21 protein-coding genes are annotated in these 22,075 nt (G+C 65.1%); 10 read left to right on the top strand and 11 right to left on the bottom strand.

Annotation, left to right across the window (positions count from 1 at the left end):
- The first annotated feature begins 38 nt into the window (after window positions 1-38).
- The 7 genes from D2V17_RS14175 to D2V17_RS14145 all read left to right on the top strand — a co-directional run bounded on the left by D2V17_RS14175 (window position 39) and on the right by D2V17_RS14145 (window position 10,259).
- Window positions 39-338: a DUF1799 domain-containing protein gene (locus D2V17_RS14175; protein ID WP_191229196.1), complete on the top strand. Its 300-nt coding sequence runs from the start codon at window positions 39-41 to the stop codon at window positions 336-338.
- Window positions 338-3,898 (top strand): coiled-coil domain-containing protein, encoded by a 3,561-nt coding sequence (locus tag D2V17_RS14170; RefSeq protein ID WP_119593459.1) that lies wholly within the window; start codon window positions 338-340, stop codon window positions 3,896-3,898. The genes D2V17_RS14175 and D2V17_RS14170 overlap by 1 nt, the downstream gene beginning before the upstream one ends.
- Complete coding sequence (locus D2V17_RS14165; protein ID WP_119593458.1) at window positions 3,898-6,462, top strand: hypothetical protein; 2,565 nt, start codon at window positions 3,898-3,900, stop codon at window positions 6,460-6,462. The genes D2V17_RS14170 and D2V17_RS14165 overlap by 1 nt, the downstream gene beginning before the upstream one ends.
- Before the next feature lie 77 nt (window positions 6,463-6,539).
- A complete protein-coding gene (locus tag D2V17_RS14160; protein ID WP_147367415.1) occupies window positions 6,540-7,004 on the top strand; it encodes a hypothetical protein in 465 nt (154 codons plus the stop codon).
- Window positions 7,004-7,375 (top strand): hypothetical protein, encoded by a 372-nt coding sequence (locus tag D2V17_RS14155; RefSeq protein ID WP_119593456.1) that lies wholly within the window; start codon window positions 7,004-7,006, stop codon window positions 7,373-7,375. The genes D2V17_RS14160 and D2V17_RS14155 overlap by 1 nt, the downstream gene beginning before the upstream one ends.
- A complete protein-coding gene (locus D2V17_RS14150) occupies window positions 7,375-8,295 on the top strand; it encodes a hypothetical protein (protein ID WP_119593455.1) in 921 nt (306 codons plus the stop codon). The genes D2V17_RS14155 and D2V17_RS14150 overlap by 1 nt, the downstream gene beginning before the upstream one ends.
- Window positions 8,292-10,259 (top strand): hypothetical protein, encoded by a 1,968-nt coding sequence (locus D2V17_RS14145; RefSeq protein ID WP_119593454.1) that lies wholly within the window; start codon window positions 8,292-8,294, stop codon window positions 10,257-10,259. The genes D2V17_RS14150 and D2V17_RS14145 overlap by 4 nt, the downstream gene beginning before the upstream one ends.
- Window positions 10,260-10,547: 288 nt before the next feature.
- Here the strand turns inward: D2V17_RS14145 and D2V17_RS14140 are convergent, their stop codons facing one another.
- From D2V17_RS14140 to metX, 4 genes are read right to left on the bottom strand one after another with little or no spacing between them, the layout of a single operon-like run.
- Entirely contained in the window at window positions 10,548-10,970 is a 423-nt protein-coding gene (locus D2V17_RS14140) for a GFA family protein (RefSeq protein WP_119593453.1), read from the bottom strand.
- A 17-nt stretch (window positions 10,971-10,987) separates the two neighbouring features.
- Complete coding sequence (gene metW, locus D2V17_RS14135; RefSeq protein WP_119593452.1) at window positions 10,988-11,575, bottom strand: methionine biosynthesis protein MetW; 588 nt, start codon at window positions 11,573-11,575, stop codon at window positions 10,988-10,990.
- Window positions 11,572-12,021: a GNAT family N-acetyltransferase gene (locus D2V17_RS14130; protein WP_119593451.1), complete on the bottom strand. Its 450-nt coding sequence runs from the start codon at window positions 12,019-12,021 to the stop codon at window positions 11,572-11,574. Before D2V17_RS14130 ends, metW begins: the two co-directional genes overlap by 4 nt.
- Window positions 12,018-13,121 carry a homoserine O-acetyltransferase MetX gene (gene metX / locus D2V17_RS14125; protein WP_119593450.1) on the bottom strand — a complete coding sequence of 368 codons (1,104 nt, stop codon included), beginning with the start codon at window positions 13,119-13,121 and terminating at the stop codon, window positions 12,018-12,020. Before metX ends, D2V17_RS14130 begins: the two co-directional genes overlap by 4 nt.
- A 130-nt stretch (window positions 13,122-13,251) precedes the next feature.
- Here metX and hisC point away from each other — a divergent pair, with 130 nt between their 5' ends.
- Both hisC and D2V17_RS14115 read left to right on the top strand, forming a co-directional pair.
- A complete protein-coding gene (gene hisC / locus D2V17_RS14120) occupies window positions 13,252-14,346 on the top strand; it encodes a histidinol-phosphate transaminase (protein ID WP_245978733.1) in 1,095 nt (364 codons plus the stop codon).
- Window positions 14,343-15,251, top strand: a complete 909-nt coding sequence (locus tag D2V17_RS14115; RefSeq protein WP_119593448.1) for a prephenate/arogenate dehydrogenase family protein — start codon at window positions 14,343-14,345, stop codon at window positions 15,249-15,251. Before hisC ends, D2V17_RS14115 begins: the two co-directional genes overlap by 4 nt.
- Before the next feature lie 137 nt (window positions 15,252-15,388).
- Here the strand turns inward: D2V17_RS14115 and trxB are convergent, their stop codons facing one another.
- Window positions 15,389-16,360, bottom strand: a complete 972-nt coding sequence (gene trxB / locus D2V17_RS14110) for a thioredoxin-disulfide reductase (protein WP_119593447.1) — start codon at window positions 16,358-16,360, stop codon at window positions 15,389-15,391.
- A 102-nt stretch (window positions 16,361-16,462) separates the two neighbouring features.
- Complete coding sequence (locus D2V17_RS14105) at window positions 16,463-17,344, bottom strand: helix-turn-helix domain-containing protein (RefSeq protein WP_119593531.1); 882 nt, start codon at window positions 17,342-17,344, stop codon at window positions 16,463-16,465.
- Between the two features lie 121 nt (window positions 17,345-17,465).
- Here D2V17_RS14105 and pobA point away from each other — a divergent pair, with 121 nt between their 5' ends.
- On the top strand, window positions 17,466-18,635 hold the full coding sequence (pobA, locus tag D2V17_RS14100; RefSeq protein ID WP_119593530.1) for a 4-hydroxybenzoate 3-monooxygenase: 1,170 nt from the start codon (window positions 17,466-17,468) through the stop codon (window positions 18,633-18,635).
- A gap of 126 nt (window positions 18,636-18,761) precedes the next feature.
- Here pobA and D2V17_RS14095 read toward each other — a convergent pair whose 3' ends face one another.
- The 5 genes from D2V17_RS14095 to D2V17_RS14075 all read right to left on the bottom strand — a co-directional run bounded on the left by D2V17_RS14095 (window position 18,762) and on the right by D2V17_RS14075 (window position 21,980).
- Window positions 18,762-19,328 carry a MarR family winged helix-turn-helix transcriptional regulator gene (locus tag D2V17_RS14095; protein WP_119593446.1) on the bottom strand — a complete coding sequence of 189 codons (567 nt, stop codon included), beginning with the start codon at window positions 19,326-19,328 and terminating at the stop codon, window positions 18,762-18,764.
- A 63-nt stretch (window positions 19,329-19,391) separates the two neighbouring features.
- Window positions 19,392-20,189 (bottom strand): hypothetical protein, encoded by a 798-nt coding sequence (locus tag D2V17_RS14090; RefSeq protein WP_119593445.1) that lies wholly within the window; start codon window positions 20,187-20,189, stop codon window positions 19,392-19,394.
- Between the two features lie 37 nt (window positions 20,190-20,226).
- A complete protein-coding gene (locus D2V17_RS14085) occupies window positions 20,227-20,619 on the bottom strand; it encodes a DUF6152 family protein (protein ID WP_119593444.1) in 393 nt (130 codons plus the stop codon).
- 19 nt (window positions 20,620-20,638) lie between these two features.
- Window positions 20,639-21,073 (bottom strand): DUF6152 family protein, encoded by a 435-nt coding sequence (locus tag D2V17_RS14080; RefSeq protein WP_119593443.1) that lies wholly within the window; start codon window positions 21,071-21,073, stop codon window positions 20,639-20,641.
- Window positions 21,066-21,980, bottom strand: a complete 915-nt coding sequence (locus tag D2V17_RS14075) for a hypothetical protein (RefSeq protein ID WP_119593442.1) — start codon at window positions 21,978-21,980, stop codon at window positions 21,066-21,068. The genes D2V17_RS14080 and D2V17_RS14075 overlap by 8 nt, the downstream gene beginning before the upstream one ends.
- Window positions 21,981-22,075 lie beyond the last annotated feature (95 nt).

Below are 22,075 nucleotides of genomic sequence, written 5' to 3'. Positions count from 1 at the left end.
AGCAGGCGGACTGGTCGCAGGCGGCCAAGGATGCCGAGGTGCTCGGCGCTCCGCCCGAGGCGGTCGCAGCGATCAGGGCGCGGGGCGGTGAACGGTGCGAGTTCGAGGTCTGGCCGGAGAACTGGCCCAGCCTGCAGGCCTTCCTCGCTTGCACCACGCAATGGAGGACGATCCCGATGGCCGGTGGTCAGGTCTACTATCAGGGGCTCGATTACGCGAGCGTGAGCGTAGCCCTGAGCGGTCGCGGGATCACCTCCGAGCCGCCGCTGTGGGCCGACCTGCAGGCGATGGAAGGCGCGGCGCGCAACCGGCTTAACGGCGTGATCGAGAGCGACTGATGGCACTGCAAACCAGCTTTATCCTGACGGGCGATGCCAGTGGGGCCGAACAGGCGCTGGACAAGTTCGACAGTGCCATGGACGGCGCGGAGAAGAACGCCGCCCAGCTCGCTCAGGCCTACGACAAGGTCGACAGGTCGATCGAGAAGGTGGCCGGGGCGCAGGCCCGCGCCAAGCAGCAGACTGATCAGACGCGCGCGGCCTACAAGGCGGGCGAGATCAGCCTGGAGCAGTACAACCGCGAGCTGCTGGAGACGAAGACCGCGCTCGGCCTGGTCGAGAAGGAGCACCGCGACACCGTCAACGCGCTGCGGGCATCGGACGAGGCGTTGAACAGATCCGGCGTAAGCGTGAGGCAGGCCCGCGCTGGCTATGTAAACTTCGGTCGCCAAATCCAGGACGTCGCCGTCATGGCGCAGATGCCGGGCGTCAACCTCGGTTCGATCATCGCCTTGCAGGGCGCACAGGTGGCCGATGCCGTTTCGCAGATGGGCGGGCGGTTCTCAGGGTTCGCGAGCTTCCTCGCCGGACCTTGGGGTGCGGCCGTTTTCGTCGGTGCCAGCATGCTGGCCAATCTCGTGGATGGCCTGTGGGAGGCGGAGGAAGCCGCAAAAGCAGCGGAGGTTGGCGCGGATGCGCTTGGTGCCGCGCAATCGGCCCTCGGCGGCATATTCGACCTCACCAGCGGCAGGATCAAAGCTCAGAACGAGCTGCTGATCGTCAATGCGCAGCTGACGGCAATGAATCTGCGCAAAGACGCGCTCGAAAAAGAGGCAAGTTCGCGCAGCACTTTGGCAGATGCGCAAACGGCCAATCCTAGCTTCTTCGAGCTGCAGGCCAACGACTTGCAGGGTGTTGCGTCGTCGAGCGGAAACAATGCAGCAAGTGTAAGGGGCATGCTGGAGCTGGTAGAAGCTGGCGTTTTGAGCAACCGGGCCGCGCTACGCCAGATCGAGAGCATGGACTTGAGCGGCACGGGCGTCAGCCGCACGGAGCTCGCGCAGGCAGTGGTCGACAAGCTTACGGCCGAGCGCAACCGAGAGATGGCTGATCTCATCGAACAGTCTCTCGAAAGCGGGCAGCTCGCACCTGAGCTTCGGCGTGAAGGGAATGCCCCACGCTCGCGGACCCGCTCTTCATCGAACGCCGCCGAGCGCGAACTCAAAAAGACCGCGGAATTTGGCAAGCGCGCCGCCGAACAGATCGCCCGGATCAACGAACGATTCGGTGAACAGCCGCAACTGCTGTCTCAGGCTGCACAGGCCACTCGCCAGCTCGACGACATCGTCGCCGACCTGAGCAAGCGCAAGCCCGAGGGCTTCGAGGGCATGATCGCCAGCGCCGGTGCTGCGCGCCAGGCGATCGAGCAAAGCCTGCTGCGCCCATTCAACGATTTGATCGAGGCCAGCCGACGGCAGGAAGATATCGGCGAGCTGATCCTTGCCGGGCGCGAGGACGAGGCGCGCGCGCTCGAACAGATCTACCAGCTGCAGGATCGGGTCGGACAAGTGACCGAGGATCAGCGGCGGGCGATCCTCGACAATGTCAGGGCCGAGCGCGAGCTCAACGAGGCGCTGGCGCAGCGGCAGGAGTTGATCGCCGCCTATTCGGGTAGCATCGGCACAGTTCGCAATGACCTTGAGGCGCTGCTCAGCGGCAAGGCGGGTGCGGGCGATTTCCTATCCTCGTTCAAGGACAACATTGCCGGGCTGCAGGGCAAGCTGCTGACCGAGCAGCTGTTCGGCCCGATGCTGCGCGAACTGGACGACTATGTGCGACAGAACACCGGCATCGCAACCGGCGTCGACATCATGCAGGCAGGCACCGAGAAGGCAGGCCAGGCCGCGACCGATCTGGCCGAGACGATGTCGGCCGCCTCGGCGCGGATCGATGGGCTGATCGGTGGCCGCGCCGCGAATGACAACAGCGGCGCACGCGGGAGCACCAGTACTGGCTTTGCCGCTGCATTCGCGCCCTTTGCGCGGAATGCTACGGCAAACACCCCCGATCGCGCGCAGCAGGAGACCGCCGACAACACCGACGAAATCGTCGTCAGCGCCCGCCGCCTGGAGCGCGGCGTCGCGGGGATCGATCCCGACGCCTTCCTCGACAAGCTGACGTTGGGGATGGCGAACACGCTGACCGATCAGCTCGACAATCTGTTCGGGGTCGAGTTCTTCGGCCAGCTCTCCGGCGCGTTCGCCGGAGCCATGAAGGGCTATTTCACGGGCGGCGAGACCGGCGCGGTGCTGGGCGGGGTCCAAGGCCTTCTCGATGGCGAGATCGGTGACAGCCTGTTCGGCGGTGCGTTGAACAAGTCGATTGCCGAAGGGCTGGCGAAGGGCCTTTCGGGCGCGAAGACCGGCTCTAACGTCGCGATGCTCAGCGACGCGCTGGGGCTTGGCGGCTCTCGCGAAGGCGCGCAGATCGGCGGCGCAATCGGTGGTATGACCGGCATTCCCGGCGGGGACATCATCGGCTCGATCCTCGGCAGCGTGGTGGGCAGCCTGTTCGGCAACGTCGACGATGCCAACCTCGGAGTGACCGGCATTGGCGGGCGCACCCAGGCACGCGGCGAGCTGCTTAGCAACGTACAAACGCTGGCGGACACGCTCGATGCCGGACTGCTCAAGGTCGCCGATGCACTGGGTGCCCAGATCGGGTCTTTCTCGGTCTCGATCGGCCAGCGCGAAGACTATTTCCGCGTCGGCAGCTCAGCCAGCTTCGACGCCGGGGCCAAGCGTCCCAGCGGTGCGCTTTACAACGGCACCGATCCGCAAGCTGCTCTTGCGGCCGCCTTTGCCGATGCGATCGGAGACGGCGCGATCACGGGCGTTTCGGAGGCGGTTCAGACGGCGCTGAAGTCCTCCAAGGATATCGAGGCCGGGCTCGAAGAGGCGCTGAAGGTTCGCGATATCGAGAAGTTGCTGGCCGGTCCGACCGACGCCCTCGCGCAGGCTCTTAGCGACTTCGAAAGTGTCGCCGCAGAGCGTCTTAGCATCGCCCGAAAATACGGCCTCGATGTCGTGGCGCTGGAGAAGCGCAATGCTGCCGACCGGCTGGCGCTGACCGATCAGCTGCTCGCTGGACAGGTCGGTTCCCTGCAGGACCTCATCACGCGGATGACCAGCGGGGACCTGTTCGAAGGCTCCGCTGTCGATCGGCGTGATGCCCTGCTGGGCGAGATCGATCTCGCCAAGGCGGCAGCGCAAGCCGGGCAGGATGGTGCAGCCGACCGGCTGGCCGAGCTGCTCGAACAGCTCAACCGGGTCTCGGAAGAGGTTTACGGAACGACGGGCGGCTTCGCCAACGACAACGCCTTCATTCTCGATAGTGCGCGTGACGTGATCGCTGCTGCCAATCAGCGGATCAGCGATGCGCAGAAGAGCAGCGACCCGGCACTGGCCACCACCAATGCCGCGCTGGACGAGAACAATGACCAGAACGCCCGCATGCTGGCCGAACAGAAGGCCATGAACGCCTGGCTGGAGCAGATCGCGCGGAATGGTGGCTCCGGCGATGATTACGCCGCGCTGGCACGGCTCGCGCGGACGTCCTGATGGGCGCGCCGCTTATCCTCATCGAAGCGAGCCCTCGCCGCGTATCTACCGGGGCGACCGAGACCGTGCGCCTGGCTGGTGGCGGCGGGATCAAACCGTACCATTACGGTGGCCATCATTGGCGCGCCGGGATCGCAAAGCTGCCCACGATCGTGACCGCGCTCGACTTCGAAAACGGCGAGTTCGGAACCGGCGCGGTGCCTGCGGCCAGCGAGGTGCGCTGGTCGCCGAGCAGCAAGGCCGACCTGGCGGAGATGGCCGCCTTTCTCTGGAAGGATGCCGCGATCACCATGCGGATCGGGCCGGAGCCGACCGAGGGTGAGCTGCCTCCCGTGGTGCTGACCGGCAAGGTGCTGGAGACGCCGATCGCCGATGGCGTGATGACGATCCAGTTCTCCGATCCGGCAGCCGACCTCAAGAAGCCGCTGCTGACCGATCGCTTCGCCGGTACTGGTGGGCTGGAAGGGCCAGCCGACTGGGCTGGCCGGATCAAGCAGCGGTCGCTCGGCGCGGTGTGGAACGTGCCGGGCGAGCCGCTCGATCCGGCGAATAACATCTGGTGTTTTGCCGATCCTTCCCGCCCTCTGCATGCCTTCGACGCCGTGCGCGACCGGGGCGCGGCAGCGGCGAGCCTGACCTTGCTCGGGTGGCAGGGCAGTGCTGAGGCGACGTTCGCGGCACTGCAGGCGGCTGAAGCGCCGCAGGGCGGCGGTGTCGTCGCCCCGAGTATCGCCTGCGTAAAGTGGTGGTCGGCCCATGCCCGCGCCATCACGGCCGATATCAGGGGCGAGGTCGGGTCGGGCTATGTCGAGACCAGCGCCGAGCTTGCCGAGCGCATCGTTGCCGCTGCAGGAGGCCCGGCCTTCACTGCCGGAAACGTGGCGCAAGCGACCATCCTGCGGCCTGCACCGGCCGGATGGCTGCTGAAGGACGAGACCGTCACCGCAGCGTCCGTGCTCGATCAGTTGCTGGGCAATGTGTCGCTGCTGTGGGTGATCGAGGCGGCAGGCACGATTTCCATTCGCGAGTGGGCCTGGGGCGCACCTGTCGCCAGTGCGCGGATCGTGAAGGCCAGCCGCGTTGCCAGCTTCAGCCCGATGGGCACACGCCGCCTCGGCTATCGGCGCAACGAGTTGGTGATGCCGCGCAGCAGCCTGGCTGCGATCGTGCTCTATGGCGACGGCACGCCGATCGAGGATCTGAAACCGGCTCAGCCGGGCGCGGACGTGACGGGCGACAATACGTCGAAAGACACGGAAAATGTGAACGGCGTACCCGCCAGCCAGGTGGCGCAGGCCGTAAGCGACCTTGCTGATTTGCAGGCCGACGTGACAGCGGCCGAGATTGCCGTCGCTGCGGCCGAAGCGCAAATCGCCGATCTCTTCGCAACCTACGGCGATACGGCGGGAGCGGCCGAGAGTGCGGCGTTGGCTGCCTCGCATGCTGGAGACGCCGCTGCCAGCGCGACGGTTGCATCCACCCAGCAGGTGATTGCCACCGATGCAGCCGCAGCCGCGCTCGATTCGTACAATCTGACCGCAAGCATTGTCGCCGACCAGTCCGATACGATCGGCACCCTCAGCGCCAGCGTATCGTCACAGGCGTCGGCCCTCGCCACGCTCGAAACATCCTTCGCCTCGCTCAACACGACGGTCGCCTCACATGGCGTGTCGATCTCGCAGCAGACAACCGCGATCACCACCCTCAATGGGAACGTGGCGACCCTCTTTGGCCGCTGGAGTGTGACCGTCAACGTCAACGGCCATGTCACCGGGGTCGCGCTCAACAACAATGGGCAGACCGGGGCATTTGCCGTGCTTGCCGACGTCTTCAGCGTCACCAGCCCCAGCGGCGGCTACGGCCTGACATGGGTTGGCGGCATTCTCTGGAATCGGGGCCCCAGCAACAGCGTGCTGATGGGGCATAACTTCGGCACTTCCAACGACCTGCTGCTCTGGGCCGGACCGACCCCGTCCAGCCCGGCAAACGTGTCGAAGGGCTCCGGGGTCTTCTGGGTAGACAAGAACGGCAGCGCGCAATTCGGGGGAAGCCTGCCGCCGGGATCGGTGGGCAATAACGAACTGGCCAACGGTGCGATCACGGGTGTCAAAATCGGCAACCTTGAGGTGACGAACGCCAAGATCGGAAACCTGCAAGTCGGGACAAGCAAGATCGGGTTCGATGCGGTCACTAAGATCAACTACGTCGAAACCGGCCTTATCTATATCAACAACAACGTGCAGGTAACGATCGCCTCGCTCACCGTCACCAAAGATGAGGCTGACAGCGTTCTCAAGATAACGGTGCATTCCAATGCGCGGCTGCAGGATAACGCCCGCCGAACCAATTACATTTACGTTGGTGGCACAGTGGTCTGGTCAAGCACGACCTGGCCCGCAGGCGACGACACAACCTGGTCAACCGAAGCCTACAAGGCCGTCGTCGCCGGGCTCTCTGCCGGTTCTCACACGATCTCGTTCAGGACGACGCTTTTCAACGGAGCGACGACCAATTTTTCCCACATGAGCAACACCATTCTCGAGGTCGAGGAACGCAAAAGATGAGCACCTGGGTACATTATGACACCACCACTGGTCAGATCGTCGCGATTGGCGTTGCACCCAGCGATCGGGAAGCGGAAATGCAGCCGGTCGAGGATGGGCGGGCAGCACTCATTCTGCCCGATGGGCTGATCCTAAATCCTTATGCAGAGACACCCGATTTCAGCAGATTGAAGACCTATCTGCGCAGCAAGGTCGATATGGAAGCTGCCGCAATCTTCAAGTCCAATGTGACAGATATAGCGGGGCAGGATCGCCGCTATGCCCAAAAGCTCGCGGAAGCGCAGAGCTGGGCGGCCGGTGCTGATGAAGCCGATCCTGCGCTTTATCCTTTCATGGTCGCCGAGGCAGAGGCTCGCAGTGCCATCTCTGGTTCGGCCGTTCCCGTGTCGCAGGTGCGCTCGGAAGTTCTGGCCCGATCGAGCGAAGTCACTGCAGCGGAGGCGCGGATCGAAGCGCTGCGGGTTGCCAGCAAGATCGCCGTCCAGGCTGGCGATAACATCTGCGATATTCTTCAGGCGGCCACGGTGGACTGGAACGGCTGATGGCAACAGCTCCGGCAGTCGATCCGCAGTTTGCGCAGTGGCTCTCGGCCGAGAGCCTGTGGGCCGTGCGCCAGGACGCCGTGACCCAGGCAAAGTGGGGCGACCTCGCGTCAAGCTCGGAGCGTGCCACCACGCTTGCCAACCGATCCGACGCGGAAGCGGAGGCGCAGCGCCAGCTCGCCTTCCTCGAAGGCCCGCTCGTAAAGGATACCGTCGAGCTGCAGGGCAAATGGGTGCAGCGGATTGGCCGGGTGATCACGCTGACCTGCGACGATGACAGCTACCCTGCGAGCGTGGACGTGTTCGTCGCCGGTGCCTCTGACGACCATTCCACGGGCCTCTCAAAGGTCACCGTGCTGAGGAGGCTCTGATGGCCAATCTGATCATGGTTGCACCGATCGCCCCGGCCACGCTGACCGCCTCGCGCGGCTCGGGCGCGGCCAACCTGCTGACCGCAGACCCGAAGGAAGTCTGGCTCGACAGCGCCGCTGGCACCGCCGCCACGATCGACGTCGATCTGGGGGCAGTGGTCACGATCGATACCGTCCTCCTGGGGCACGTCTATGGCGCGCACGCCGATGCCCGATGGAGCATTAGCGGGGGGCTGGACGGCCACGGCGAGTTTGCCGTGATGGCCGACAGTGCCCTGCGCGCCGTCGACAGCCCCGGCCAGGCACCGAAACTAACCAACGCTCTCTGGCATGGTTCGGCGGTCAATGTCCGATACCTCAGAATAGCGCTGACCCAGAAGGCTGGTGAGCAGCCCGTCTCGATCGGTTGCCAGGTGATCGGGAAAGCCTTCATGCCGCAGTACAATATGACCTGGGGAGCCGGGCGAAAGGTCATCGATACCGGCACCGCGACACCGCTACCCGATGGCGGCTTCGCGGTGGTGGAAGGGGTGCGTAAGGGCGCGTTCGAATGGACTTTGCAGGACCTCAGTCCCGAGGAAACCGAGCAGCTCTACATCCTTCAGTTGATCTGCGGTTCGACGAAGCCGCTGCTCGTGGTCGAAGACCCGCAGGCGAGCCCCGGCCAGGGCTACCGTATCCACTACTGCAAGCTGGTGAACCTCAAGTCCTACGAGCGACGAAATCCGGCACAGACACGCTGGGACTTGTCCGTGGAGGACTGGGGGGCGACCGAGGCGAGCGTTGGCGGCGTGAGCGCCGTGGCAACCATCTACAACACGCTCAGCAACAGCAACCTACGAGGTGATCAGGTGGTCGGCTTCATCGCCTGGGCTGACGAACTTGATGGCCGTTTGACCGCTATGGAGGCCGCAGAATGACCTACAACCCGACCGACACCATTGCCGCTACCCTTGCGGCATTTGAGGCGCGCATCGCGACCCTTGAAGCCTCCACTCCCGTGGACGAGACGCCCGACGCCTTTAACTTCACCGATGCGACCGGCGCGGGCTTTTCCGCACAACAGACTTCGAACCTGATCACGGTGGCGGGGCTCGGCACCGGCGTTTCAGTCGCTGTGTCGGTAGCGGGCGGCACCTATTCGAAGAATGGCGGCTCCTACACCAGCAGCGCTGGCACGGCGCAGAACGGCGACACCTTTCGGGTGCGGCACACCAGCAGCGCCAGCTACGAAACGGCGGTCAATACGACGCTGACCATCGGCGGGGTGTCGGATACCTTTACTTCGACGACGCTTGCCGATGCGGGCGATGTGATTGCCCCAACGCTTTCCAGCCCGACCGATGCTGCCAACGGCACCGACGCCATGACGGGCTCTGTCAGCACCAATGAGGGCAACGGCACGCTCTACTGGTTCATCTCGACCAGCCCGACACCCCCGAGCGCGGCGAACCTCAAGGCGGGCGTGGGTGCGGTTGCGGCAGGCTCTCAGGCCGTCAGCGCCACCGGCACACAGAACATCAGCAATAGCGGGCTGAGCGCCGAGACGACCTATTACACGCACTTCTTGCACCGTGACGACGCGGGCAATGACAGCGCGATTGCGACGTCGGACGGCTTCACGACAGAGGCGGAAGGCGTCGCCCCACTTTCCTTCCCGGCCCAGGGAGCGCGCTACGACATCGACTGGACTCAATCGGCGGATGGGGAAATCCTGACCTATGCGTCCGCGCCCATTCCTTCCAACCCTGCTGTTTTCCCGATCCAGCCTGACAACAACACCAGCTCGAACGATGGTCGCTTTTTCCGGCAACTCGTGTCACAAAGCCTGCCTGTCTATGCAGAGAATGCGGATGGATCGCTGCGGCGCTTTGCATCCTCAACGACTCTTCGCACTTCGTCACGAGGAATTCTGGTCGAGCCAATCGTCAACAATGGCGAACAGCCTATACTTTGGACGAATGATCTTACCAATGCTGCCTGGATCAAGACGGGCATCACGGCTGTGGCGAATGAAACCAATCGGGCGAACCGCACGAACAGCGCAACCCGGCTAACGGCGACGGCGGATGGCGGAACAGTCCTGTATCCGGTGACTTTGGCTGAGAGCACCCGCAACCTTTATGCCGACATCAAGCGGATTACAGGAACCGGGACGGTTGAGATGACGCTAGACGGAGGCGCGAACTGGACCGAGATCACTCTCAATAAACCTCGCTATGACGGATGGGGAAGATATGGCCTTCCCTTGGCGACGGTGACAGACCCCTCGTTTGGTTTCCGTCTGGGCACGTCAGGCGATCAAATCGCAGTAGCCTTCGTCACCAGCGACCTATCACCCTACGAACTGTCGCCTTGGGATATGTCGGGTACGGCGCGCCGCCGCCTTTACGACCGCCCATCTACCTCAACTGAAGGCGGCAGTACCACTCCGAAATCATCGGGCCTTATGGATTTTCTAGCCTCAGGCGCGTCGTGGGGTGTCTACATCGAGTGGGACACGCAGAAGCCTTCAGGATTTCTGTTCGGCCAGATCATCAAGGTCAATTCCGATGGGGTAATTTCAGCAAGCACAGACGATGGCGGAAAAACCCTAGTGACCGCTGCTGACACCAACCGGCTGACGGTGGACCCAACGGCACCACTGACAAACAAGGCAATGATGTTCGTGGATACCGATACGACCGGAGTACGGCTTTGCGCGAATGGCGGCCCTATTTATTCACGCACAGGGTTCGGGGCTTATACCACCCTTGATCACAAAGATTTGGGGTCGAATGGATCGGGCACGACGAACATAGCTGGTTACATCCGGCGGCTTGTGATTTTTGACACCGCGCCGACCGATGAGCAGATGCAAGCGTGGACAGCGGTGCTGCCGTGAGCGCCACCCCCTCCCAGCCCTATCGGCAGGTACAAGGTTCCTTTGAGAGGATGTTAGGAGGTTCTTTGGCGCATCTTACGAGACGCTCAAAACAACGAAGCTTCTGCTCTAAAAGCTCTTGTCAAAGACTCTAAAAGCTTCCGCCGCGCTACAAGCCTGATCCACCTTGCTCCCCTCCCCTTGGGGAGGGGCTGGGGGTGGGGGCTCGGCGGTGGTTAGCGTGAAACCCCATCCCAACCCTTCCCCGCAGGGGAAGGGCTTTGCGAGTCAATACTATGTCATCCCGCTCTAATTCGGCGGCGCGAACATCGCGAAGACCTCGGCCCCGGTCAGATTGTTGGTGGTCTGCGCCAGATCGTAGGCCTCCGGCTTTTCGTCGATGAAGATCTGCGTCGTCAGCGCGAACTCCGGGGCGCGGTCGAGGGTCGGGACCGCGAGAGCCGTATGGCTGCCATCCTTGCCGCGCCACATCAGCGTGGTCCCGCAGGTCTTGCAGAAGCACCGCTCGCCCCAGTCCGACGACGAATAGACGCCCAGCTGAGCCTCGTCCTCGAAGGTGATCCGCTCGGCCTCGGCGGCGAAGAACATTCCGCCCGACCACTTGCGGCACATCGAGCAATGGCAAACCGCCATCTCGCGCTGCGCGATCTGCGCGGTGAATTTCACGGCGCCGCACAGGCACGATCCGGCAAAGTTCTCGGCTTCTGACATGGCCTTGGCTCCCTTGGCTAACGGCTCAGTTGAAACACCGCATGTTCGGCGCGCCAGTTGGCATTCGCGCCGCCGATCTCGCGCCCGGCGGCAAAGAACCAGCTGCCCTCCACGCGAATTCCACGCTCACCGGCCAGCTCCAGAAAGTCGAAAATGGTGGTGTGGTGGATGTTCGCAGTCTCGTACCAGTTCGCCGGCAAGTGCCGCGAATTGGGCATCCTGCCGGTCCACAATAGACTCAACCGCATCCGCCAATAGGCGAAGTTGGGAAAGCTGACGAAGGCCACCTTGCCCACCCGCAAAAGCTGTTCGAGCAACCAGTCGGGCCGCTCGGCAGTTTGCAAGGTCTGGCTGAGAATCGCGACATCGAAAGCCTGATCGGGGTAGTCGGCAAGGTCGCGGTTGGCATCGCCCTGCACCACGCTGAGCCCGCGCGCGACAGCCTTCTCGACTTCGGCGGCGTCGATCTCCATCCCGCGCGCGTCGACGCCCTTGGCATCGCGCAGTTCAGCCATCAGCTCGCCATCGCCGCAGCCCACGTCGAGCACGCGCACACCGGCCGGAACCAGCTCGGCGATCTTGGCGAGGTCGGCGCGCAGGGTCATGCCTGCACCACCGGCGGAGCATGGGCACCGGGTGCCATCCGCTCCATCAGCCGTTCGGGATAGGCGGGCGTGTCCCAGCCGAAGCCGCGATAAAGCTCGTGCGCGTCGAGCGTACTCAATGCCCAGCGGCGCAGGCCCTGCAACTCAGGGTGCGCCAGCAAGGCCGCGACCATCGCTTTCGAAATGCCCTTGCCGCGATGCTCTTCCAGCACATGGACATCAGCCAGCCAGGCGAAGGTCGCCTTGTCGCTGATCACGCGGGCGAAGGCGATCTGCTCGCCGTCATGGAACACCGCCACGCACAGGCTGTTGGCCAGCGCCCGCTCGATCAGGTCCAGCGCCACACCCGGCGACCAGTACGACCGCGCCAGATAGGCATGCGCGGCCTTCGCGTCGATCCGGCTCTGATCGGCGGTCAGCTCATAGCCTTCGGGCAGCGCGGTCATTCGAGAAACCCCTTCATCACCCGGTCAAGCGCGGGCACGTCGAGCAGGAAGCTGTCGTGCCCGAACGGCGCGGACAGCTCGACGAAACTCACCGGCGCCGCCACCGCGTTCAGCGCGTGGACCACCTCACGCATATCAGAGGTGGTATAGAGCCAGTCGGTGTCGAAACTGATCAGGCAGAAGCGCGCGTCGCTCTGGCGGAAGGCATCCGCCAGCATCCCGCCGTGCTCCTCGGCGAGGTCGAAATAGTCCATCGCGCGGGTGATGTAGAGGTAGGAGTTGGCGTCGAACCGATTGGTGAAGCTCAGCCCCTGATAGCGCAGATAGCTCTCGATCTGGAAATCGGCATCGAACCCGAAGGTCTTGCTGTCGCGATCCTGCAGGCGGCGGCCGAACTTCTCGGTCAGCCCCGCTTCGGAGAGATAGGTGATATGCGCGGCCATGCGCGCCACGGAGAGGCCCTTCTCCGGGCCCTTGCCGCCTTCGTAGTAAGCACCGCCCTGCCACTCGGGATCGGCCATGATCGCCTGCCGCCCGACCTCGTGAAAGGCGATGTTCTGCGCCGAATGCCGCGCGGTGGTGGCAATCGCCAGCACGCGCCCGGCCCGGTCCGGATAATTGGCGGCAAAGCTCAGCGCCTGCATCCCGCCCATCGACCCGCCGACCACCGCGTGCAGCCGTCCGATCCCGAGCTGGTCGAGCATGGCCACCTGTGCGCGGACCATGTCGCGGATGGTGATGACCGGGAACTCCATGCCCCAGGGCTTGCCTTCGGGCCCGATGCTCGAAGGCCCGGTCGAGCCCATGCAGCCGCCGATCACATTGGCGCAAATCACGAAGAAGCGGTCGGTGTCGATCACCTTGCCCGGCCCGACCGAAGCCTGCCACCAGCCCGGCTTGCCCGTCAGCGGGTTTTCGCTCGCCACGAACTGATCCATCGTCAGCGCGTGAAACAGCAGGATGGCATTGCTCTTGTCCGCCGCCAGTTCGCCATAGGTCTCGTAAGCGAGTTCGACGCCCGGCAGGTCGCGCCCGCTATCGAGCGGAAGCGGAGCGGACAGCGCCAGCCGGTTGAGAGTCAGATCAGACAAAGTGGCCATCGTGCCCCGATCCCTGTCGAAGCGCCCCGCCGCTGTCAATCGGGTGCGGCCAATCACTGGCTGTCATTCGCCGCCCGCTGCGGCTATGCGCCGTGGCGTGACTCAGGAAGCTACCCCCGATCGGCCGCAGATGAAGCCGAATATCGCCGCCATTCACGCCTATGTTCCCGGCAAGTCCGGCGGGGCGGATGGCAAGCCGCGCATCAAGCTCTCGGCCAATGAGAACCCGCTCGGCACCAGCCCGGCGGCGCTCGCCGCGCGCGCCACCGCGCCGGCGCCGTCGGTCTATCCCGACCCCGACAGCACCGCGCTGCGCACGAAGCTGGGCGAACTGCACGGGATCGACCCCGCGCGCATCGTCTGCGGCACCGGCTCGGGCGAGCTGCTGACCATCGCCGCCAGCGCCTTTGCCGGGCCGGGCGACGAGGTGCTCTACGTGCGCTACGGCTTCACGCTGTATGAAATCGCCGCAAGGCGCTGCGGGGCGGAACCGGTCGAAGCCCCAGATGCCGACTACGGCACCGATATCGATGCGCTGCTCGCCACGGTCACCCCGCGCACCAGGGTGGTGTTCCTCGCCAACCCCAACAATCCGACCGGCACTTATCTGACCCGCGAGGAACTGGCACGCCTGCACGCAGGCCTGCCGCCGCATGTGCTGCTGGTGCTCGATCAGGCCTATGCCGAATATGTCGCGCCCGAAAACGACGATGGCGGCATCGAGCTGGCCACCCGCGCGGCCAACGTGCTGGTCACGCGCACCTTCGCCAAGGTCTATGGCCTCGCGGGCGAGCGGGTCGGCTGGGGCTATGGCGCGCCGGAAATCATCGGCGCGCTCAACCGCCTGCGCGGTCCGTTCAACGTCAATTCCGTCGCCCAGGCGGTGACGCTGGCCGCGCTTGACGATCAGGCCTTTGTCATTGCCACGCGCGAGCACAACACCGCCGTGCGCGCTGCTTTCTGCGATGAGCTGACGGCGCTCGGCAACGCGGGCCTGCGCGTGGTGCCGAGCGAGGCCAACTTCGTGCTGGTGCTGTTCGAGGGCGCGCTCACCGCCACCGATGCCATGGCCGCTATCGACGAGGCGGGCTTTATCGTGCGCCACCTGCCGGGACAGGGCCTGCCGCAGGCGCTGCGCATCACCATCGGCACCGCCGACCAGATGCAGGCGATTGCGGCAGCGCTGCGGGCGGCAGCGCACACGGCGGCAGAGGGCTCGCAATGACCATCGAACGCGTCGCGATTATCGGTCTCGGCCTGCTTGGCGGATCGATCGGTCTGGCGGTGCAGAAACACCTGCCGGGCGTCGCCACCGCTGGCTACGACGCCGACCCCGATGTGCGTGCGAGGGCGCGGGAGCGGGGGCTGACCGCAGTCGTCGCCGATAGGCCGGTGGAAGCGGTCGAAAAGGCCGATCTGGTGATCCTGTGCGTGCCGGTGGGCGCAATGGGCGAGGCCGCGCGCGCGATCGCCCCGGCCCTGGGCGAGGATACCATCGTCAGCGATGTCGGCTCGTCCAAGGAATCGACCTACAGCGCGCTGAGCGAAGCCTTGCCGCATCATCACGTGATCCCCGCACACCCGGTGGCCGGGACCGAGGAATCGGGGCCGGATGCGGGCTTTGCCTCGCTGTTCCACCGCCGCTGGTGCATCGTCACCCCGCCCGAGGGTGCCGATCCCGCGAAGGTCGCCGCACTGGTCACCTTCTGGGAGGATTTGGGCGCGCTGGTCGAGACGATGGATGCAGGCCATCACGACCGCGTGCTCGCCGTCACCAGCCACATCCCGCACCTCATCGCCTACACCATCGTCGGCACCGCGAGCGACCTTGAGCAGGTGACCCGCAGCGAGGTGATCAAGTTCTCCGCCGGTGGCTTCCGCGATTTCACCCGCATCGCCGCCTCCGACCCGACCATGTGGCGCGACGTGTTCCTGAACAACCGCGAGGCGGTGCTGGAGATGCTCGACCGGTTCCTGACCGACCTCGCCCTGATGCGCGAGGCGATCCGTGCCGAGGACGGCGAGACCATGTTCGACTGGTTCACCCGCACCCGCGCGATCCGGCGCGGGATCGTCGCCATCGGGCAGGACGACGCCCGCCCCGACTTCGGGCGCAAGGACCACGATTAGAGCGGGATGCCGTTAGTCTGATCCCTCTTGCTCCCCTCCCCTTGGGGAGGGGCCGGGGGTGGGGGCTCGACGCTGGCTGGCGTGTGGCCCCCCATCCCAACCCTTCCCCAAGGGGAAGGGCTTTGACAGGCTTTCGCCTATTCCGCCGCCTGCGCTTCCTTGGCGGCATGTTCCAGCGTGGCGAGGAACCGCTCGGCATCGAGCGCGGCCATGCAGCCGGTGCCCGCCGCCGTCACCGCCTGACGATAGGTGTGGTCCATCACGTCGCCCGCCGCGAAGACGCCGGGGATGGCGGTCTTCGGCGTACCCGGCTCGGTGACGAGATAGCCGCCCGCGTCGGTCTCCAGCTTGCCCTTGAACAGCTCGGTCGAGGGCGCATGGCCGATGGCGACGAAGGCCCCGTCAACCTCCAGCGTCGATTTCTCGCCTGTCACGGTGTCGACGAGGTTAAGGTGATGCAGCTTGCCATCCTCGCCCGCCTCGAAGCTCTCGACCGCCTTGTTCCACAAGGGCGTGATCTTGTCGGATGCAAACAGGCGATCCTGCAGGATCTTCTCACTGCGCAGTTCGTCGCGGCGGTGGATCAGCGTCACGTCGTCGGAGTGGTTGGTGAGGTAGAGCGCCTCTTCCACCGCCGTGTTGCCGCCGCCGATCACGGCCACCTTCTTGCCGCGATAGAAGAACCCGTCGCAGGTGGCGCAGGCCGAAACGCCCTTGCCGCCCAGTTCCTGCTCGCCCGGAACGCCCAGCCACTTGGCCTGCGCGCCGGTGGCGATCACCAGCACGTCGCCGACATATTCGTCACCGCTGTCGCCCACGGCGCGGAACGGCGAACCATTTTCGAGGTCGACCTCGACGATGGTGTCCCACATCATGCGGGTGCCGACATGCTCGGCCTGTTTCTGCATCTGCTCCATCAGCCAGGGGCCCTGGATCACGTCGGCAAAGCCGGGATAGTTCTCGACATCGGTGGTGATGGTGAGCTGCCCGCCGGGCTGGAGCCCCTGCACCACGATCGGCTGCATCCCCGCGCGCGCGCCATAGATCGCGGCGGAATAGCCGGCCGGGCCGGAACCGATGATGAGCATACGGGTGGTGTGGGTGGCCATGTCTGTTCGAATCCCTTTTCCTGCTGCCCGACCTAGGTCCAGCCCGCAGGCAATTCAAGCAAGCCGCATGGCCGCTTCCCCCAAGCAATTCTGCTGGCGGGGCTAGCCGGGCTTGCGCCGCGCGAGGCGGGCGCGCCATTGCCCGGGCGAGACTCCGCACAGGCGGCGGAAGAAGCGCGAGAAATAGGCCGGGTCGGCAAGACCGATGCTGGCGCCGATCTCGGCCACGCTCACCGCCGAGAAGGCGAGCAGCCGCTGCGCTTCAAGCACGGCGCGTTCGTCACGAATCTGCGTGGGCGAGAGGCCTTGCGCGGCGCAGGCATCGCGCAGCGCCGTCTCGCTCACGCCCAGTGCGCGGGCGTAGGCGGCCACCGGCTCGCGCTGGCGATAACGCTCCTCCACCAGCTGGCGGAAACGTGCCACCAGCCGCACCTGCCTGCCGGAAGCCTCCGAAGCCGCGCCGCTGCGCTCGGCAGCGCGCGCGGCGCGCACCAGCGCCAGTTGTAGCAGCGCCTGCACGGCGGCAGTTTGTCCAAGTGCGTGCCAGGTGCATTCGCGCGCGATCTGGGCGACGGTGGAGGCCAGCTCGGCGCTTTCTGCGGGCTCCAACGCCACGGCACGCGGAGCGGCAAACAGTGGCGCGCCCTCGGGCCACAGGCTCAGCACCTGTTCGAGCTGCACCGTGGCGATAGTGAGCACTCGCCCTTGCGTCCCGCGCGCCCACGAGAAGCCGTGCACCGTCCCGGCGGGCACCACCAGCAGACTCGGCGCGGTGAAGCTCTGTTCCTGTCCTTCGTAAAGCGTCGCGCCGCCGCCCTCGGTGATCAGGATCAGGTGGTTGAGATCGGCGTGCCGGTGTGTGGCAATGCGCCAGCCGCTGGGGCGCGAGCGCACGGCCAGATCCTCGACATGCAGAAAATCGGGATCAGCCGCGCGCGGCGGCTCGCCATAAAGGAAGAAAGGGGGCGGCAGCTGCGCGTTCACAAGCGCCACCCTGCGCCAGTTTCGGCGAAAAGTCCAAGTTGTTTGCTGGATCTGGCCTTGGCTCTTTATCCCGCCAGCCTAGTCAGACAGGAAAGAACGCAAAAACAGGATGCCCTCGATCATGAAAACGCAAGTCTGCATCATCGGTGCCGGTCCCGCCGGTCTGCTGCTCGGCCACCTGCTGCGCGCCGAGGGCGTCGACTGCGTGGTGCTCGAACGCCAGACTCCCGACTATGTGCTCGGTCGCATCCGTGCGGGCGTGCTGGAGACGATCACGGTTTCGCTGATGGAGCGGCTCGGGCTCGACGCGCGGATGAAGGCCGAGGGGCTGTGGCACGACGGGGTCAACCTCGCTGACGGCGAACGGCTGATCCACATCGACATGGCGGACCTCGTCGGCAACCGGGTGATGGTCTACGGCCAGACCGAACTGACCCGCGACCTGATGGACGCCGCCCCCGAACGCGACCTCGAAGTGATCTACGAGGCCGCCGATGTCGCGCTGCACGATGTCGAGAGCGACGCGCCCTATGTCACCTACACCAGCGACGGCACCCAGCACCGGATCGACGCCCGCTTCATCGCCGGGTGCGACGGCTTCCACGGCCCCAGCCGCAAGGCCATTCCCGCCAGCGTCGGGCAGGAGTTCGAGCGGGTCTATCCGTTCGGCTGGCTCGGCATTCTCGCCGATGTTCCGCCGTGCAACCACGAGCTGATCTACGCCAACCACGAACGCGGCTTCGCCCTCGCCTCGATGCGGTCGAACACGCGCAGCCGCTACTATGTCGACGTGCCGCTGACCGACAAGGTCGAGGATTGGAGCGACGACCGGCTGTGGGACGAGCTGGCGATCCGCCTCGGCCCTGACGCCGCCGCCCATATCACCCGCGGCCCGGCAATCGAGAAGAGCATCGCCCCGCTGCGGTCCTTCGTCTTTGCGCCGATGCGCCACGGCTCGCTGCTGCTGTGCGGCGACAGCGCGCATATCGTGCCGCCGACCGGGGCCAAGGGCCTGAACCTCGCGGCCAGCGACGTGCACTATGCCGCCGCCGCACTCACCGGCTTCTTCAACAAGTCCAGCAACGAGGGCATCGTCGCCTATTCGGATACGGCGCTGGCGCGGGTGTGGAAGTCCGAGCGGTTCAGCTGGACGCTGACCAAGCTGATGCACCGCTTCCCCGAGGATGGCCCGTTCGAACGCGCGATGCAGGTGGCCGAGCTGGACTACATCGCCACCAGCCGCGCGGCGCAGACCAGCATCGCCGAAAACTACGTGGGGCTGCCGGTTTAGGGCCCACCTTGCTCCCCTCCCCTTGGGGAGGGGCTGGGGGTGGGGCTAGGCGCTCGCGTGGAACCCCCATCCCAACCCTTCCCCAAGGGGAAGGGCTTTGGCTAATCAATGCTAAGTCATCCCGCTCTAGCCGTCGGCGCGCTCGGCATCGAGCGCCGCCAGCCGCTTTTCTTCCGCCAGCATCGCTTCGGCGCGGACGATCATCTCTTCAACCAGCCCGCGCAGCACCTCAATGGACTCGGGCGCGAAACCCTCGGTCAGCTCGCGGTCACGCTCGATCACGAGTTCGATCATATCGCGGTAAATCCGCTGTCCCTCGGGCGCGAGGGCAATCTCGATCTCGGGCCCGCCGGGCTTGCGATCGCGCCGGAGCAGGCCGCGCTGGACAAGGCTTTTCACCGCGCGGCTGAGCTGCCCGCGATCCTGCCCCAGCCGCTCGGCCAGACCGTTAAGCGAGAGCGGCGCAAACTCACCGACCTGCGCCAGAATCCACCAGTCGGTTTCGTTCATGCCGAACTGGCGCCGCCGCGCGAGCATGCCCGAACGCCGCAGCAGGCTGTAAAGCTTGATCATGCGCATCGAGGTCAGCTCGCGCATGATCGCAAAGCGCCCGCTCTCGTCGCGGTGGTCCTCTGTGGAGGAAAGCTCCGCCGATTCCGAGATGCCGACGGATGGTGCTGTCACTTGTGTCATCGGACAAAGGCTAGATCAGCCAATGCTGCGACGCAATGTCCACCGCACCCGCAAGGCGAGCGCCTAGAGATAAAGCGTGTTCCCGTTCTCATCGACCGGGTTGCGGTCGTTCTCAGAGCACTGGAACTCGATCAGCGTGCCATTGCGGTCGCGCCGATAGCTGAGCGTGACCTCGAACGGCTCGGCAAAGGCCTCCGGGTCTTCCATCCGCATCTCGTTGATCAGCAGGTCCGGGTTATCGGGCGAGAGATAGATCCGCTCGGTAAGATGGAACTGGTCCGAATGGCGGCCGCCATCGCCCACTTCGAGCAGGTCGGAAATGCCGATAGTATCGACCACCAGCGCACCATCCTCCCAGTGCCCGATCGAATGGCCGTGAAAGGTGGGATCGGGATCTTCGGGATGCCCGCGCCCGTCGGTCCAGATCGTGCGGGTCTGCATCCAGGCCTCCTGGTTGATGGTGACGCGACCAGGGGTGAACAGAAACTCGTAGGGGTATTGCGGCAGCTGCATGATGCGCGGCAGACCCGGCGGCGAACAATTGGAGCGTTCGAGCCGCTCGACCCCCTCATTCGCGGCGACCTCGGCGCGCCAGGCTTCGCGTGCCTCGTTATACTTGCCCTTCAGCACCGGCTGCGGCGGCGGCCCGCTGCCCGGTGCGCGGCGCTGAATGAACCAGATCCCGCCCCAGTCGGGCAACTGGTCGAGCGCGGCATAGTGGCCCTTGGGATAGGGTGCGCCCTCCCCCTCGCTGAGCCCTTCGGGCACAGGGGAACCGGGTGAAGCGTCCAGCTGCGCGGAAGCCGGTTGAACCAGTGTCAGGGCGATGCAGGCTGCGAGGGCAGCGCGGCAGGTGTTCATTGGTATGTCTCTCCCCCAGGCCGTGGCCTCATGGCCATCAGCCGACGTCTCCCAGCGTGCTGCCATCGGGCAGGCGCACGCCGATATAGCTCGCCCCGCGCGCGCCCGAGCGCAGCGGATGGACCCAAAGCCGGATCTTGTCGCCCGTGCGCAGCGAGGTGCGGCGCCAGCCGCTCTGGACCAGATTGTTGGGGCTGGTCATCTCGATCGACCAGCGCTGCTTGGTGCCATCCTCGTCGACCTCGACCGCGATGAAGGCATGCGGGTTCTGCCAGCGGAACTGGGTGACGGTGGCGTCGAGCACGATGGTCTTCTGCATGTCGAACATCGAATAGGAATGGTGCGCGCTGGCCGGGATCGCCGCCGGACCCAGCGCACCCAGCGCGAGGAGGGGGGCGGCAAGCGGCAGAAGCAATGCGAACTTTTTCATGACCGGAGGTTCCCTTGAATCAGAGCTGCGGCACGTTCACGGCCGCGCCGTTCTTCGGCAGGCCGGAATCGAGCACGGTGCCGTCGGCCTTGGTGAGATCGAGAAACAGCCCGCCGGGGCTGCCGTTGCGCAGCGGCGCCATGCGCAGGCTGATCACTTCGCCGGGGCGCAGCGAGTTGCGCCGCCACCCCTGACGGGTGAGGTTGTTCGGGCTGTTCAGCTCGATCGAATAGCGGGTGGTGCGCCCCTGCGCGTTGCGGGCATCCAACTCGATGAAGGCGTGCGGGTTGGTCCACTGGAACTCGTGCACCGTGCCTTCGATGGTCATCACCTTGCGCTGATCGAACATGGCGAAGCTGTGATGCGCCAGAGCAGAGTGTGGGGCCAGCGCACCAAGTGCCGTTGCGGCCAGAGCTGCGCCGGCGCAGGCGGCCAGCGTGAGCTTGTCAGTCATTACCTGTTCCTTCGATGTCGCTTTGGCCCCGCTCCTCCGCGACCTCGCTGCCGAGGTCGGTGCCGGGGAGGTTTTCGTTATAGGCGAGGATGCAGTTGCTCTCGTTGATGTCGGTGTAGTCCGCGCGGTTGAAGCGCTTGGTGCTCTTCCACTCGCCCTCCCACATCTGCGGGTCGATCAGCTCGTATTCGACCTCCATCACCGTGCCGCCCTCGAGCATACGGATGCGTTCGATGATCTCGAACTGATCGGAGATCGGAATGCCGTGGTCGATGTAGTGGTTCGACGGTTCGAGATACCTGGTGTGGACCACCAGCGTATCGCCCTCGAAATGGCCGATGCTCTCGCCGTTGTAGCCGGGCACCACGAAATCGGGATCGGAGAAGTTGCGCCCGTCGAGGAAGATCGTGCGGACCGAGTTGTTGAAGCCGGAAATCATGTAGATCGCGGTGGGCAGCTGGATGAAGGCATGCGGCCACACGCGCGTCATGATCATCGGCATGCCCGGCGGGTAACACTGGCCGATGGCGTCGCGATAAGTCTCGTTGCGGGCCTGCGCCTTGGGCGCCTCGATCAGCGCCTCGATCCCCTCAGGCCCGAAGCGCGGATAGGGCGGGCCGAACAGGAAGTGGGCAAAGCCGCCCGACAGGTCGACGAACCAGGTGCCGGTCAGGTCGAACGGCGGCGCGGGACGCTCTTTCGCAAGGTTTTCCGGGGCGAGCGCACCGAGATAGCCGGGGTGCTTGGGCACCATGGCCTCCAGCCGCTCGGGCGAGAGCGGGACATATTCGCGCGTCACTTCGGGCTGAACGGGCGCAGCGTCTTCCTGCGCGAGCGCAGAAAAGGCCGGGGCCAGAGCCAGCGCACTGGCCAGAAGGACGGCAGCGATGGGCTGATTGCGGATCAAAGGACACTCCCGTTGAACTCTCGGCACCCTTGTGAAATGCCTATTTGATAAAGTCAATAATGGCTGGTTTGCCGGGGGCTGAGAACTTTGGGAGA

This window comes from Aurantiacibacter xanthus, assembly GCF_003584015.1.
Lineage (GTDB): Bacteria > Pseudomonadota > Alphaproteobacteria > Sphingomonadales > Sphingomonadaceae > Alteraurantiacibacter > Alteraurantiacibacter xanthus.
Note: the sequence above shows the minus strand (reverse complement) of the source record. Positions and strands in the feature narration are given on the sequence as shown.